At 71.2% G+C, this 14,619-nt stretch carries 12 protein-coding genes; 7 read left to right on the forward strand and 5 right to left on the reverse strand.

What is annotated here, in order from left to right; genetic code table 11:
* Positions 1–5: 5 nt before the first annotated feature.
* Together ACZ6R9_RS20775 and ACZ6R9_RS20780 are read right to left on the reverse strand one after the other, a co-directional pair.
* On the reverse strand, positions 6–1,904 hold the full coding sequence (locus ACZ6R9_RS20775; RefSeq protein ID WP_380483467.1) for an ABC transporter ATP-binding protein: 1,899 nt from the start codon (positions 1,902–1,904) through the stop codon (positions 6–8).
* A 251-nt stretch (positions 1,905–2,155) separates the two neighbouring features.
* The gene (locus ACZ6R9_RS20780; protein WP_380483309.1) at positions 2,156–3,892 is read right to left on the reverse strand and encodes an ABC transporter ATP-binding protein; all 1,737 of its coding nucleotides are present in this window, start codon (positions 3,890–3,892) and stop codon (positions 2,156–2,158) included.
* A gap of 277 nt (positions 3,893–4,169) precedes the next feature.
* Here ACZ6R9_RS20780 and ACZ6R9_RS20785 point away from each other — a divergent pair, with 277 nt between their 5' ends.
* The 4 genes from ACZ6R9_RS20785 to ACZ6R9_RS20800 all read left to right on the forward strand — a co-directional run bounded on the left by ACZ6R9_RS20785 (position 4,170) and on the right by ACZ6R9_RS20800 (position 8,728).
* The gene (locus ACZ6R9_RS20785; protein ID WP_465539505.1) at positions 4,170–6,071 is read left to right on the forward strand and encodes an AMP-dependent synthetase/ligase; all 1,902 of its coding nucleotides are present in this window, start codon (positions 4,170–4,172) and stop codon (positions 6,069–6,071) included.
* 59 nt (positions 6,072–6,130) lie between these two features.
* Positions 6,131–7,360: a radical SAM family heme chaperone HemW gene (gene hemW, locus ACZ6R9_RS20790; protein ID WP_465539507.1), complete on the forward strand. Its 1,230-nt coding sequence runs from the start codon at positions 6,131–6,133 to the stop codon at positions 7,358–7,360.
* Between the two features lie 118 nt (positions 7,361–7,478).
* On the forward strand, positions 7,479–8,126 hold the full coding sequence (locus ACZ6R9_RS20795) for an RNA polymerase sigma factor (protein WP_380483303.1): 648 nt from the start codon (positions 7,479–7,481) through the stop codon (positions 8,124–8,126).
* On the forward strand, positions 8,123–8,728 hold the full coding sequence (locus ACZ6R9_RS20800) for a hypothetical protein (protein WP_380483301.1): 606 nt from the start codon (positions 8,123–8,125) through the stop codon (positions 8,726–8,728). The genes ACZ6R9_RS20795 and ACZ6R9_RS20800 overlap by 4 nt, the downstream gene beginning before the upstream one ends.
* Positions 8,729–8,734: 6 nt before the next feature.
* Here the strand turns inward: ACZ6R9_RS20800 and ACZ6R9_RS20805 are convergent, their stop codons facing one another.
* The 3 genes from ACZ6R9_RS20805 to htpX are packed head-to-tail and all read right to left on the reverse strand — an operon-like array spanning position 8,735 to position 11,163.
* Entirely contained in the window at positions 8,735–9,568 is an 834-nt protein-coding gene (locus ACZ6R9_RS20805; protein ID WP_465539509.1) for a DUF3097 domain-containing protein, read from the reverse strand.
* Between the two features lie 50 nt (positions 9,569–9,618).
* Positions 9,619–10,206 carry a PspA-associated protein PspAB gene (gene pspAB / locus ACZ6R9_RS20810; protein WP_380483297.1) on the reverse strand — a complete coding sequence of 196 codons (588 nt, stop codon included), beginning with the start codon at positions 10,204–10,206 and terminating at the stop codon, positions 9,619–9,621.
* Positions 10,207–10,239: 33 nt separating this feature from the next.
* On the reverse strand, positions 10,240–11,163 hold the full coding sequence (htpX, locus tag ACZ6R9_RS20815) for a zinc metalloprotease HtpX (protein ID WP_465539511.1): 924 nt from the start codon (positions 11,161–11,163) through the stop codon (positions 10,240–10,242).
* A gap of 272 nt (positions 11,164–11,435) precedes the next feature.
* Here htpX and hrcA point away from each other — a divergent pair, with 272 nt between their 5' ends.
* The 3 genes from hrcA (at position 11,436) to ACZ6R9_RS20830 (ending at position 14,552) form a co-directional block, all read left to right on the forward strand.
* The gene (hrcA, locus tag ACZ6R9_RS20820) at positions 11,436–12,509 is read left to right on the forward strand and encodes a heat-inducible transcriptional repressor HrcA (RefSeq protein ID WP_380483293.1); all 1,074 of its coding nucleotides are present in this window, start codon (positions 11,436–11,438) and stop codon (positions 12,507–12,509) included.
* Positions 12,510–12,578: 69 nt separating this feature from the next.
* Complete coding sequence (dnaJ, locus tag ACZ6R9_RS20825; RefSeq protein ID WP_380483291.1) at positions 12,579–13,718, forward strand: molecular chaperone DnaJ; 1,140 nt, start codon at positions 12,579–12,581, stop codon at positions 13,716–13,718.
* Between the two features lie 90 nt (positions 13,719–13,808).
* Positions 13,809–14,552 (forward strand): 16S rRNA (uracil(1498)-N(3))-methyltransferase, encoded by a 744-nt coding sequence (locus ACZ6R9_RS20830; protein ID WP_465539514.1) that lies wholly within the window; start codon positions 13,809–13,811, stop codon positions 14,550–14,552.
* Positions 14,553–14,619 lie beyond the last annotated feature (67 nt).

The raw sequence follows: 14,619 nt of genomic DNA on the forward strand, positions 1-14,619 counted from the left end.
CAATGTCAGTCGACCTCGGCCACCGCCTGAGCGAACTGCGCCTGGTACAGCCGGGCGTAGGCGCCGTCGGCAGCGATCAGCTGGTCGTGGTTGCCCTGCTCGACGATCGAACCGTTCTCCATCACCAGGATCACGTCGGCGTCCCGGATGGTGGAGAGGCGGTGGGCGATCACGAAGCTGGTGCGGCCGGTGCGCAGCTCCGCCATCGCCCGCTGGATCAGTACCTCGGTGCGGGTGTCGACGGAGCTGGTCGCTTCGTCCAGCACCAGGATCGAGGGCTGGGCCAGGAAGGCCCGGGCGATGGTGATCAGCTGCTTCTCGCCCGCGCTGACGCCGGTGCCCTCGTCGTCCAGGACGGTGTCGTAGCCGTCGGGGAGGGTGCGCACGAAGCGGTCCACGTGCGCGGCCTTCGCCGCCGCGATCACCTGCTCGCGGGTGGCGGATTCGGCGCCGTAGGCGATGTTCTCGGCGATGGTGCCACCGAACAGCCAGGTGTCCTGGAGCACCATGCCGATGCCGGAGCGCAGCTCCTCGCGGGACATCGCGGCGATGTCCACACCGTCGAGGGTGATCCGGCCGCTGCTGACCTCGTAGAACCGCATCAGGAGGTTGACCATGGTGGTCTTGCCGGCGCCGGTCGGGCCGACGATGGCCACGGTTTGGCCGGGTTCGACCTTCAGGGAGAGGCCCTCGATGAGCGGCTTCTCCGGGTCGTAGCGGAAGGAGACGTCCTCGAAGGCGACGCGGCCGTGCACCTCGGCGGGGCGCTCGGGGCGCTGCGGCTCGGGGGACTGCTCGTCGGCGTCGAGCAGTTCGAAGACCCGCTCGGCGGAGGCGACACCGGACTGCACGAGGTTGGCCATCGAGGCGACCTGGCTGAGCGGCTGGCTGAACTGACGGGAGTACTGGATGAACGCCTGAACGTCACCGATGGACAGCGCGCCGCTGGCCACTCGCAGACCGCCGACCACCGCGACCAGCACGTAGTTGATGTTGCCGACCAGCATCATCGCGGGCTGGATGATGCCCGAGATGAACTGCGCACGGAAGGAGGCTTCGTAGAGTGCCTGGTTCTCCTGCTGGAAGAGTTCCGTGGCCTCCTGCTGACGGCCGAAGACCTTCACCAGGCTGTGCCCGGTGAACATCTCCTCGATGTGGGCGTTCAGCTTGCCGGTGGAGCCCCACTGCTTGATGAACTGAGGCTGGGCACGCTTGCCGACCTTGGCGGCGACCACTACCGAGACGGGGACGGAGATCAGCGCGATCAGGGCCAGCAGAGGGGAGATCCAGAACATCATCACCAGCACGCCGACGATGGTCAGCAGGGAGTTGACGACCTGTCCCATGGTCTGCTGCATCGACTGCTGGATGTTGTCGATGTCGTTGGTGACCCGGCTCAGCACCTCGCCGCGCGGCTGGCGGTCGAAATAGCTGAGCGGCAGTCGGGTCAGCTTCGCCTCGGTCTCCTCGCGCAGCCGGAACACCGTGCGGTTGATCGCCAGCGCGGCCAGCCGGCCCTGGACCACACCGAACACCACGGCGGCCAGGTAGATGCCCAGCACCCAGAGCAGGATGGTGCCGATGGCGCCGAAGTCCATGCCCTGGCCGGGGGTGAAGTCGATCGAGGCGAGCAGGTCGGCGATGTTGCCTTCGCCCCTGGCGCGCAGGTTGTCGAGCACGGCCTGCTTGCTCGGGGCACCGGCGAAGCGCGGTCCGGTGGCTCCGGCGACGATCAGGTCGGTCGCCTTGCCGAGCACCCAGGGGCCGGCCACCGCGGAGGCGACGGAGAGCGCGCCGAACCCGAACACGCTGAACAGCAGCTTGCGTTCGGGCTTCAGCAGGCCGAGCAGGCGCTTCGCGGAGCCGCCGAGGTCCTTGGCCTTCTCGGTGCCCTGGGCGCCCATGAACCGCGCGGGGCCGGGCCCGCCACGGCGGGCGGCCGCCTCCTGCGAGGTGGAGACCGTCTCCTGCTCCTCCTCGCCCGCTTCGGCACCGGCACCGGCACCGGCACCGGCCTTGGCCAGGTCGGGCGTGTTCACCGCAGGCGTGTCCACTGCGGGCCGGGTCGGGTCGGATGCGGGCCGGGTCGCTTCCGCTTCGGACTTGGCCGTGCCGGGGGCGGTGGGCTCGGTCACGTCGGGGGTGTCGGGGGTGGTCACGCGGCCGCCTCCTGCTCGGTGAGCTGGGAGAGCACGATCTCCCGGTATGTCGGATTGTCGGCCATCAGCTCCTGGTGGGTGCCGGTGCCGACGACGGCGCCCTCGTCGAGGACGATGATCCGGTCGGCGTCGCGGATGGTGGAGACGCGCTGGGCGACGATCACCACGGTGGCGTCCTCGGTCTCGCCGGCGAGTGCGGAGCGCAGTCGGGCGTCGGTGGCGTAGTCGAGGGCCGAGAAGGAGTCGTCGAACAGGTAGATCTCGGGCTTGCGGACCAGGGCGCGGGCGATCGCCAGACGCTGCCGCTGGCCGCCGGAGACGTTGGTGCCGCCCTGCGCGATCGGGGCGTCCAGGCCCTCGGAGAACTTCTCCACGAAGTCCTTGGCCTGGGCGATCTCCAGGGCGTGCCAGAGTTCCTCGTCGGTGGCCTCGGGCCGGCCGTAGCGCAGGTTCGAGGCGACGGTGCCGGAGAACAGGTACGGCTTCTGCGGGACGAAGCCGATGACCTCGGCGAGCTTCTGCGGGTCGATTTCGCGGACGTCCACGCCGTCGATCAGTACCTCGCCGCCGGTGGCGTCGAAGAGCCGGGGGACAAGCCCGAGCAGCGTGGTCTTGCCGGCGCCGGTGGAACCGATCACGGCGGTGGTCTCGCCGGGCCGGGCGGTCAGGTCGATGCCGCGCAGTACGGGCACCTCGGCGCCGGGGTAGCGGAAGTCGACGCCGCGCAGTTCCAGCGTGCCGTGTGCGCGCAGTTCGGTGACGGGGGCGAGCGGCGGGACGACGCTGGAGGGGGTGCTCAGCACTTCCTGGATGCGCTCGGCGCAGACCTCGGCGCGCGGCACCATCATGAACATGAAGGTGGCCATCATGACGCTCATCAGAATCTGCATCAGGTAGGAGAGGAAAGCGGTGAGCGCGCCGATCTGCATGCTGCCGCTGTCGATGCGTTGCGCACCGAACCAGAACACGGCGACGCTGGAGATGTTCACCACGCCCATGACGATGGGGAACATCAGCGACATCAGCCGGCCGACCCGCAGCGAGTAGTCGGCGAGTTCGCCGTTGGCGCCGGTGAAGCGCTGCTTCTCGTGGTCGTCCTTGACGAAGGCGCGGATGACCCGGATGCCGGTGATCTGCTCGCGCATGATCCGGTTGACTGTGTCGATGCGGTCCTGCATGCCGCGGAACTGCGGCCGCATCCTGCCGACCAGAACGGTGACCACGGCGCCCAGCGCCGGCACCACGGCCAGCAGCAGGCCGGACAGCGGCACGTCCTGGTTGAGCGCCATGATGATGCCGCCGACGCACATGATCGGCGCGGCGACCATCAGCGTGAAGGACATCATCGCCAGCATCTGGACCTGCTGGACGTCGTTGGTGGTGCGGGTGATCAGCGAGGGCGCGCCGAACTGGTTGAGCTCGCGGGCGGAGAACTCCTGCACCTGGCGGAACACCCCGGCGCGCAGGTCGCGGCCGACAGCCATCGCGGTGCGGGCACCGTAGTAGACGGCGCCGATCGAGCAGACGGCCTGGGCGAGCGAGACGCCGACCATCACGCCGCCGACCCGCAGGATGTACCCGGTGTCGCCCTTGAGGACGCCGCTGTCGATGATGTCGGCGTTCAGTGTCGGCAGGTAGAGCATGCCGATGGTGGAGATCAGTTGGAGCACCACCAGCACGGTGATGTCTCGGGAGTAGGGGCCGAGGTGGGCCCGTAGAAGTCTGAAAAGCACCGTGACACTCTCGTCTTCGAGTGGGACGCGCGCATCCCAAATTCGGGTACTTGCGAAAAACGTTCACCCGTGGACCGGGCCTGTCACTCTGTGCCTGCACTGTGCCTGCACTGCCGCCCCGTGAGTGTGCCAGCTCACGTCACCCCCTTACGGAACGGCTTTTCACCCCCTAGGCTGCTGATTGCCCTCTTGTTACTCACCGGTTAAGTCGGTTGGTCGGCCGCCCCCACGGCCGTCGCTCACCCACTCTCGGTCCACCCGTCCCCGGAGGTCCTCGTTGAGTTCCGCGCAGTCCATGATCGAGCGGCGTCCGCCCTCCGTGGCGCACCTTCTGCTCAGCAGGGTAAAGGCCACGCCGAACGGTGAGGCGTACCGGTACCCGGTCCCGGTGGACGAGCAGGCCGCGGACAGTGCGCCGGGTGCGGAGCAGTGGCGGTCGCTGACCTGGGCCCAGGCGAACGAGCGGATCCGCGCGGTCGCGGCCGGCCTGATGGCACTGGGCATCCGGGCCGAGGACCGGGTGGCGATCGCCTCCGCGACCCGGATCGAGTGGATCCTCGCCGACCTGGGCAACATGTGCGCCGGTGCGGCCACCACCACGGTCTACCCGAGCACCAACGCCGACGAGACGGCGTTCATCCTGGCCAACTCCGGCAGCCGCGCGCTGTTCGCCGAGAACGCGGGCCAGCTGCGCAAGGCCGCCCAGCAGAAGGCCGAGCTGCCCGCGCTGGAGTACGTGATCCTGTTCGACCCGGCGGGCGAGGACGCGGCGCAGGCCGAGGGCCTGACCGTGCTGACGCTGGCCGAGCTGGAGCAGCGCGGCGCCGCGTACCTGGAGGAGAACCCGGACGCGGTCGACAAGGCGATCGACTCGCTGGACAAGGAGCAGCTCGCCACCCTGATCTACACCTCCGGCACCACCGGCCGCCCCAAGGGCGTGCGCCTGGTGCACGACTGCTGGTCGTACGAGGGTGTGGCGCAGGAGGAGAGCGGGCTGCTGCGCTCCGACGACGTGCAGTTCATGTGGCTGCCGCTGTCGCACGTGTTCGGCAAGACGCTGATCTCCGGCCAGATCGCCACCGGCCACGTGATGGCGGTGGACGGCCGGGTGGACCGGATCATCCACAACCTGCCGGTGATCCGCCCGACCCTGATGGCGTCCGCGCCGCGGATCTTCGAGAAGGTCTACAACGGCATCGCCGGCAAGGCCCGGGCCGAGGGCGGCGCCAAGTACAAGATCTTCCTGTGGGCGGCGAAGGTGGCCCGCGACTACGCGCAGACCATCCAGGCCAACAAGGTCGCGCACGGCCACGAGAGCGCCCCGCTGGGCCTGCGGCTGCAGCACGCGCTGGCCGACAAGCTGGTGTACACCAAGATCCGGGCGGCGTTCGGCGGCCGGCTGCGCGGCGCGGTGTCCGGCAGCGCGGCGCTCGCCCCGGAGATCGGCTACTTCTTCAAGGGCGCGGGCGTCCCGGTGCTGGAGGGCTACGGCCTGACCGAGACCTCGGCCGGCTCCACGGTGAACCGGGCGGAGGACTTCCGGGTCGGCACGGTCGGCCTCCCGCTGCCCGGCACCGAGGTACGGATCGCCGAGGACGGCGAGATCCTGCTGCGCGGTCCGGGCGTCATGCGCGGCTACCACGAGCTGCCCGAGCAGACCGCGGAGGTGCTGGAGTCGGACGGCTGGTTCCACACCGGCGACATCGGCGAGCTCGGCGCGGGCGGCTACCTGCGGATCACCGACCGCAAGAAGGACATGTTCAAGACCTCCGGCGGCAAGTACGTCGCGCCGAGCGAGGTCGAGGGCAAGTTCAAGGCGATCTGCCCGTTCGTCAGCAACATCCTGGTGATCGGCAACGGCCGCAACTACTGCACCGCGCTGATCGGTCTGGACGAGACGGTGATCATGCCGTGGGCGGCCGAGCACGGCCTGGCCGGGAAGCCGTACGCCGAGGTGGTGGCGGCCCCGGCCACCGTGGAGCTGATCGACGGCTATGTGAAGCGGCTCAACGGCGAGTTGCAGCGCTGGCAGACGATCAAGAAGTTCGCTCTGCTCCCGCGTGACCTGGACATCGAGCACGGTGAACTCACCCCCAGCCTGAAGATCAAGCGCCCGGTGGTGGAGAAGCACTACGCCGACCGGGTGACCGAGATGTACGCGGGTGCCAACGAGGCCTGAGCACCCACGGTTCCGGTACGGCCTTCGGACTTTCGCGGGCCGTACCGGACAATGGGCGCATGCCCTCCGCACTTCCCGACGGCGAACCGGTGCCGTCCGACGGCTCGCTGCCCGCCCACGCCCTGGACGGACTCGGCGCCCGGCCGTTCGGTTTCTACCTGCACGTGCCGTACTGCGCCAGCCGCTGCGGCTACTGCGACTTCAACACCTACACCGCCACCGAACTGCGCTCCTCGGGCACGGTCGCCTCGCAGGACACCTACGCCGACAACGTGATCGCCGAGATCCGGCTGGCGCGGCGCGTCCTGGGTGACACCGAGCTGCCGGTGCAGACGGTGTTCCTCGGCGGCGGCACCCCCACCCTGCTGCCCGCCCGCGACCTGGTGCGGATGCTGGCCGCGCTGCGCGAGGAGTTCGGCCTCGCGGAGGGCGCGGAGGTCACCACCGAGGCCAACCCGGAGTCGGTGGACCCGGCGTACCTGACCGAGCTGCGCGAGGGCGGCTACAACCGGATCTCCTTCGGCATGCAGAGCGCCCGCCCGCACGTCCTGCAGATCCTGGACCGCCACCACACCCCGGGGCGCCCGGAGGCGTGCGTCGCCGAGGCCCGCGCGGCCGGCTTCGAGCACGTCAACCTGGACCTGATCTACGGCACCCCCGGCGAGACCGACCAGGACTGGCAGGCCTCGCTGGACGCCGCGATCGGCGCCCGCCCCGACCACGTCTCCGCGTACTCGCTGATCGTCGAGGACGGCACCCGGCTGGCCGCGAGGGTCCGGCGCGGCGAACTGCCGATGATCGACGACGACGTGCACGCCGACCGCTACCTGATGGCCGAGCAGGCGCTCGCCGCCGCCGGATACACCTGGTACGAGGTCTCCAACTGGGCTGCCACCCCCGAGGGCCGCTGCCGCCACAACGAGCTGTACTGGACGGGCGCCGACTGGTGGGGCGCCGGCCCGGGCGCGCACAGCCACGTCGGCGGGGTCCGCTGGTGGAACGCCAAGCACCCGGCCGGGTACGCGCAGGCGCTCGCCGAGGGCCGCACGCCCGCGCTCGGCCGCGAGGTGCTGGCCGGCGAGGACCGCCGAGTGGAGCGGATCCTGTTGGAGTTGCGCCTGGTCGAGGGCTGCCCGCTCGACCTGCTCACCGACACGGGCCGCAAGGCCGCCGACCGGGCCCTCGCCGACGGTCTGCTGGAGTCCGGCCCGTACGCCCGCGGCCGGGCGGCGCTGACGCTGCGCGGGCGGCTGCTGGCCGACGCGGTGGTCCGCGACCTGGTCGACTGAGTCGGCGCCGGTCGGCGGCGGGCGTCAACGGGGCGGGACGGGCGTGAAACGTTCCGAGGGGCTGCGGCCAAGTACTCGGTGAAGGGACCCACCGGGTCCCCCGACCGAGGAGGGACGCATGCGCATCCGTGAGCATCCACGCCACGAAGCGCGACCCGAGGGCCGTCCAGCGGAGCTGACCACTCCGGACGGCTTCGGCGCGTTCTACCGTCTGCACGTCAACGCCATACTCGACTTCGTCACCCGCCGGGTCAGCGATCCGCACCTGGCGGCCGACCTCACCGCGGACATCTTCGTCGCCGCGCTGGAGGCCGCCGGCAGCTACCGGCCCGAGCGCGGCACCGCGATCGGCTGGCTGTACGGCATCGCCCGGTACGTCATCGCGGGCTACCGGCGCGGCGACGACCGGGAACGCCGGGCGATCGGCCGGCTGTCCGGCCGCCGGCTGCTCGACGAGGAGGACATCCTCGCCCTGGAGGAACGGATCGACGCCCAGCGCGCCGTGCGCGACCTCGCACAGCGGCACGCGGGCCTCAGCGCCCCGCTGCGGGAGGTGCTCGACCTGGTCGTCATGGACGGCCTGACCACCGCCGAGACCGCGCAGGTGCTCGGCATCTCGACGGCCACCGTCAGGGTGCGCATGCACCGTGCCCGGCGGCTGCTCGGCGCCGAACGCCGCCCCGCCCGCAAGGACCTGCCGAGGCCGGGCCCGCTGCTGCCCCGCCCCGCCGCCCCCGCCGATCCGATGATCGAGGTGACCTCGTGACCAGCACCGACCGCACCCCGTCCACCAGCAACTTCGAGCGCAGGCTCGGCGAGGAACTGGCCGCCCTCGCCGCCGAACGCGAGCCCGCCCGCCGCCCCGGGGTGCTGCGCCGCCGCCCGGTGCTGGCCGCCCTCGCGGTCGGCGCGGCCGCCGTGGCCACCGCGCTGGTCCTGCCCGTGGCGCTCGGCGGCGAGCACGGCGGCACCGCCGCGTACGCGGTGACCCGGGAGCCGGACGGCACCATCGCGCTGCAACTGCGCGATCCGGCGGGCCTGCCGGGCATGGTCGCCACCCTGCAGCGGTACGGGGTGCGTGCGGCGTGGCTGGAGGAGGCCAGCAGTGCGGACGACTGCCCGCTGCTGTACCCGGTGGGGGCCAGGGCGCAGTACGACCGGGTGCTGCCCGGTGACGGCCCAGGCACGGTCAGGATCGACCCCCGGCTGGTGCCGGCCGGTTCGACGGTGCTGCTGACCGCCGGTCACATCCCGGTCGGCGGACAGCAGAGCGTGTCGACCTTCGGCGCCCGGGTGGTGGACACCGTGCCGTCCTGCGTGCCCCCGGGCGTCCGGGTGGAACCCGCCCCGTCGACCCCCACCCCCTGACGGCCGTCAGCCGCTGCCGGGCTGGGTGACGAAGTCGATCAACTCCTCGACCCGGCCGAGCAGTTCCGGCTCCAGGTCCTTCCAGCCGTCGACCGAGGCGAGGATCCGCTTCCAGGCGGCGGGGGTGTCCACCGGCCAGCCGAGACGGCGGCAGACGCCCTCCTTCCACACCTCGCCGCGAGGCACCTCGGGCCAGGCCGCGAAGCCGAGGGCGGCCGGTTTGACGGCCTGCCAGATGTCGACGTACGGGTGGCCGACGACCAGCACCTGGTCGCCGGTCACCTGCGCGGCGATCCGGTGCTCCTTGGTGCCGGGCAGCAGGTGGTCGACCAGCACGCCCAGCCGACGGCCCGGGCCGGGGGCGAACTCGGCGACGATCGCGGGCAGGTCGTCCACACCCTCCAGGTACTCGACCACCACGCCCTCGATCCGCAGGTCGTCGCCCCAGACCCGCTCGACCAGTTCGGCGTCGTGCCGGCCCTCGACGTAGATCCGCGACTCGCGGGCCACCCGGGCGCGGGCCCCGGGCACCGCGACCGACCCGGACGCCGTCCGCCCCGGCCCGCGCTGCGGGGCCGGTCCGGTCGGCCGGACCAGCGTCACCACCCGTCCTTCCAGCAGGAATCCGCGCGGCACCAGCGGAAACACCCGGTGCTTGCCGAACCGGTCCTCCAGCGTGACGGTGAACCCCTCGGCGGTCCGTTCGCACCGCACCACCGCCCCGCAGAACCCGGTCGCGGCCTCCTCCACCACCAGATCCCGCTCCGCCGCCACCTCCGGCGCGGGCTGCTGCCGCTTCCACGGCGGGGTCAGATCCGGCCCGTACTCCCTGCTGCGCATGCCCCGCAGTCTACGAAACCACCCCCGACGGCCCGTCAGCCGCCGGACCCTCAGTCGTCCAGGCCGGGGGCGCCCCAGACCGGGAACCAGCGGGAGAGGTCGGGTTCGATGCGGAGGTCGTTGCGCAGGAGGTTGGAGATTTCGATTTCCAGGGGGTTGTTGCGCTTCTCCTGGCCGGGGAGCTTGCACAGGGGGTAGAAGGTGCCGCGTTTGTAGAGGTAGACCAGGCCCAGGGAGCGGCCCTCGGGGTCGCGGAAGGCGACGATGGAACAGAGCAGTTGGGGGCCGAAGCCGTGGGCCTCCAGTTCGCTGTTGACCGCGTGCAGGTCGTTGACCAGGTCGGGGAGTTCGTCGGGAGTGTGGCGGGCGAGCAGCCAGGAGTAGCCGTAGTCGTCGCGGGAGGCTTCGACGGGGGTGCCGCCGCGCTCGGTGTCGGCGTCGAGCAGGGCCCGGACCTGGGACTGGACCTCGGCGAACGCGCCGCCCTCGACGGCGGCGAAGCACACCGAGCCGAGGCCGGTGGGGAGGAAGCCGGTGGCCGCCTGCAGGGTGAGCGCGGCCGACGGGATGCCGAACAGCTGGTCGAGGTCCGGCTTCACCGGCTTGCTGCGGCCGAACAGGGCGTCCAGGAATCCCACGGGGCGAGCTCCTTGATCAGGGGTGGAGGGCGGTCACTGCCCGAGCTGGGAGGAGATCTTCGACAGCTGGGCGAGGCGCTGCTCCAGCGAGGGGTGGGTGGAGAACAGCTGCGCGGCGGTCTCCTTGGCGCTCAGCGCGGGCGCGAAGTAGAAGGCGTTGTACGGCTGGGCCTTGCGCAGGTCCTCGGTCGGGATGGCGGCGATCTGCCCGGTCACCTTGGTCAGCGCGGAGGCCAGCGCGCTCGGCCGCCCGGTCAGTTGGGCGGCGGCCCGGTCGGCGGCGAGCTCGCGGTAGCGGGAGAGCAGCCGGGTCAGCAGGAAGCTGATCGCGTACACCGCCATCGAGACAAGCGGGATGATGATCACCGCGATGGCGGCGTTGGAGTCGTTGCTGTTCCGGTTGCCGCCGCCCATCATTCCGCCGTACAGCGCGATCCGGGTCATCGCGCCGGCCAGCACGCCGAGGAAGCCGGCCACTGTCATCACCGCCACGTCGCGGTGGGCGACGTGCGAGAGCTCGTGGGCGAGGACGCCCTCCAGTTCCTCCGGTTCCAGTCGGCGCAGCAGGCCGGTGGTCACGCAGATCACCGCGTTCTCCGGGTTGCGGCCGGTGGCGAAGGCGTTGGGCATGTCGTTGTGGGCGACCGCGACCCGCGGTTTGGGCATGTCGGCGAGCGCGCACAGCCGGTCCACCGCGCCGTGCAGCTGCGGGAATTCCTCGGGGCTGACCTGGTGGGCGCCCATCGCCCGTTCGGTGATCTTGTCGGAGAACCAGAACTGTGCGACGAACAGGCCGCCGGAGATCAGCACCACCAGGGGCCAGGCGCCGCGCAGCAGCACGATCAGCACCCCGGTGAAGCCGACGTAGAGCAGGCCGATCAGGAACATGGTGGTGACCATCCGGCCGGTCAGGCCGCGGTCGGGGGTGAACCGGGAGTGCTGCCGTGAGGCCGACATCGCTGCTTCTCCTTCGCCGTCTTCGCCTTCGATGCTGCCACCGGCGGGGCCCGCAGGCACCATCCGGAACGATGGGAATCCGATGGGAATGCGGCCGTGTCGGCCCGCCGGTGCCCGGCGGCGCGGTTTTCGGTCGAGGATCACGTCGGCGGACCGTTCCTGCCATCAGGCCCGGGCCGTACACTGGCAGGTACGGTTCTGGCACTCTGCCCAGTTGAGTGCCAGAGTGGATCGACCACCGGTTCAACGGACGACGACGGAGGTGCGTGCTCATGCCGGACGACGGCAAGCCCGACGGCCGCCGGATCGACACGCGCCCGTCCGTGCGCCCGCTGGACGAGCGCCGGCTGGCAGTGCTCCGCGCGATCGTCCAGGACTACGTGGGCACCGAGGAGCCGGTCGGCTCCAAGGCCCTGGTGGAGCGCCACAACCTGGGCGTGTCGCCCGCGACGGTGCGCAACGACATGGCCGCGCTGGAGGAGGACGGGTTCATCCACCAGCCGCACACCAGCGCGGGCCGGATCCCCACCGACAAGGGCTACCGGCTGTTCGTCGACCGCCTCGCCGAGGTGAAGCCGATGACGGCTCCGGAGCGCCGGGCGATCCGGCACTTCCTGGAGGGCGCGGTCGACCTGGACGACGTGGTGGCCCGCACGGTGCGGCTGCTGGCGCAGCTGACCCGGCAGGTCGCGGTGGTCCAGTACCCGTCGCTGACGCGTTCCACGGTGCGGCACATCGAACTCGTCCCGCTCACCGCGACCAAGCTGATGCTGGTGCTGATCACCAACACCGGCCGGGTCGAGCAGCGGATGGTGGACTGCCCCGGCCCGGTCGGCGAGAGCGTGCTGGGAGACCTGCGGGCCAGGCTGAACGGCATGGCGGGCGGCTGCCGGCTGCCCGAGGTGCCGACCCTGCTGGAGGACCTGCCGGCCGGTTTCGAACCGGCCGACCGGCCCTCGGTCAGCACCGTGCTGACCGTGCTGTTCGAAACACTCGCCGAACAGAACGAGGAACGGATCATGCTGGCGGGCACCGCCAACCTGACCCGGTTCGGCCACGACTTCCCGCTGTCCATCCGTCCGGTGCTGGAGGCACTGGAGGAGCAGGTGGTGCTGCTGCGCCTGCTGGGTGAGACCGGAGACTCCGCGATGACGGTCCGGATCGGGCACGAGAACGCCTACGAGGGCCTGAATTCCACGTCGGTGGTCTCCGTCGGTTACGGTTCGGGCGACCAGAGCGTGGCGAAGCTGGGTGTGATCGGTCCGACCCGGATGGATTACCCGGGCACAATGGGGGCGGTGCGAGCGGTGGCGCGATACGTCGGCCAGATCCTGGACGAGTCATAACAAGGCTGCGTGAGACCGTCACGCAGCACTCGCAAGCACTTCTAGAGGCGGAACAAACCGGAGCATTTGGTGGCCACGGACTACTACGCGGTACTCGGCGTCCGACGCGACGCGGGGCAGGACGAGATCAAGAAGGCGTTCCGGCGCCTCGCCCGTGAACTGCACCCGGACGTCAACCCGGACCCGAAGACGCAGGAGCGGTTCAAGGAGATCAACGCCGCCTACGAGGTGCTCTCCGATCCGCAGAAGCGTCAGGTCTACGACCTCGGCGGCGACCCGCTGTCGCCGAACGGCGGTGGCGCGGGCGGCTTCGGCGCCGGGGCGGCCGGATTCGGCTTCTCCGACATCATGGACGCCTTCTTCGGCGCCGCGACCGGCCAGCGCGGCCCGCGTTCGCGCACCCGCCGCGGGCAGGACGCGATGATCCGGCTGGAGATCACCCTGGAGGAGGCCGCGTTCGGCACCACCAAGGAACTCCAGGTCGACACCGCCGTCACCTGCACCACCTGCAACGGCGAGGGTGCCGCGCCCGGCACCTCCGCGCAGACCTGCGACATGTGTCGCGGCAAGGGCGAGGTCTCCCAGGTCACCCGGTCCTTCCTGGGCCAGGTCATGACCTCCCGCCCCTGCCCGCAGTGCCAGGGCTTCGGCACCGTCGTCCCGACCCCGTGCCCCGAGTGCGCGGGCGACGGCCGGGTCCGGGCCCGCCGCACCCTCACGGTGAAGATCCCCGCCGGTGTCGACAACGGCACCCGGATCCAGCTGGCCGGCGAGGGCGAGGTCGGCCCCGGCGGCGGCCCGGCCGGCGACCTGTACGTGGAGATCGCCGAGACCAGCCACTCCGTCTTCCAGCGCCGCGGCGACGACCTGCACTGCACGGTCACCATCCCGATGACGGCCGCCGCGCTCGGCACCCAGGTGCCGCTGCAGACCCTGGACGGTCTGGAAGAGGTCGACATCCGGCCCGGCACCCAGTCCGGCCAGTCGATCCCGCTGCACGGCCGCGGCATCACCCACCTGCGCGGCGGCGGCCGGGGCGACCTGATAGTGCATGTCGAGGTGCAGACGCCCACCAAGCTCGACCCGGAGCAGGAGGAGCTGCTGCGGCGGCTCGCCATGATCCGCGGCGAGGAGCGGCCGTCGGGCCAGTTCGCGCCCGGCCAGCAGGGCCTGTTCTCCCGGCTGAAGGACGCCTTCAACGGTCGGTGAGACCTGTTCCTTCCGGGCCGGGAGTGGTGCACGCCACCGCTTCCGGCCCGGGTTTTTTGTTGCCTGAGACGTGAGAGGGTTCCTGTTCCGATGACCGCACCGGTGTTCGTCGTCGACGACCTGGCGGGTGCCACCCCTGGCGCCACCGTCCGCCTGGACGGCCCCGAGGGACGGCACGCCGTCGCCGTCAAGCGCCTGGAGCCCGGTGAGGCCGTCACGCTCGCCGACGGGCATGGCCGCGGTGCGGATGGCACCGTCGCGGCGGTGCACGGCAAGGATGCGCTGGACGTGCTGGTGGCCGCCGTCCGCGAGGAGGCGGCGCCGGCGCCCCGGATCACCGTGGTCCAGGCACTGCCCAAGGGCGACCGGGGCGAACTCGCCGTCGAGACCATGACCGAGGTCGGCATCGACGCGGTGGTGCCGTGGGCGGCCTCCCGGTGCATCACCCAGTGGAAGGGCGAACGCGGCGCGAAGGCTCTCGCCAAGTGGCGGGCGACTGCCCGCGAGGCGGGCAAACAGGCCCGGCGGCTGCGCTTTCCCGAGGTGCAAGAGCTGATGACCACCCGGCAGTTGCTCCCGCTGTTGTCCAAGGCCTCCTTCGCCGCCGTCCTGCACGAGGAGGGCTCGCTGCCGCTGGCCACGGCGGAGCTTCCTGCCTCCGGCGAGATCGTGCTGATCGTGGGGCCGGAGGGCGGGGTCTCGCCGGAGGAGATCGCGGCGTTCGCCGAGGCCGGAGCGAAGCCGTACCGGTTGGGGCCGTCGGTGCTGCGGACCTCCACGGCGGGGGTTGCGGCGGGGGCGCTGCTGCTGGGGCGCACGGGGCGCTGGGCGTAGGGAACTGCGCGACAAGCGCCGATGCGACGGCCGGGTCGCGAGCACGTGCAAGTCATGGTCCTGCGTC

This window comes from Kitasatospora sp. NPDC048662, assembly GCF_055587065.1.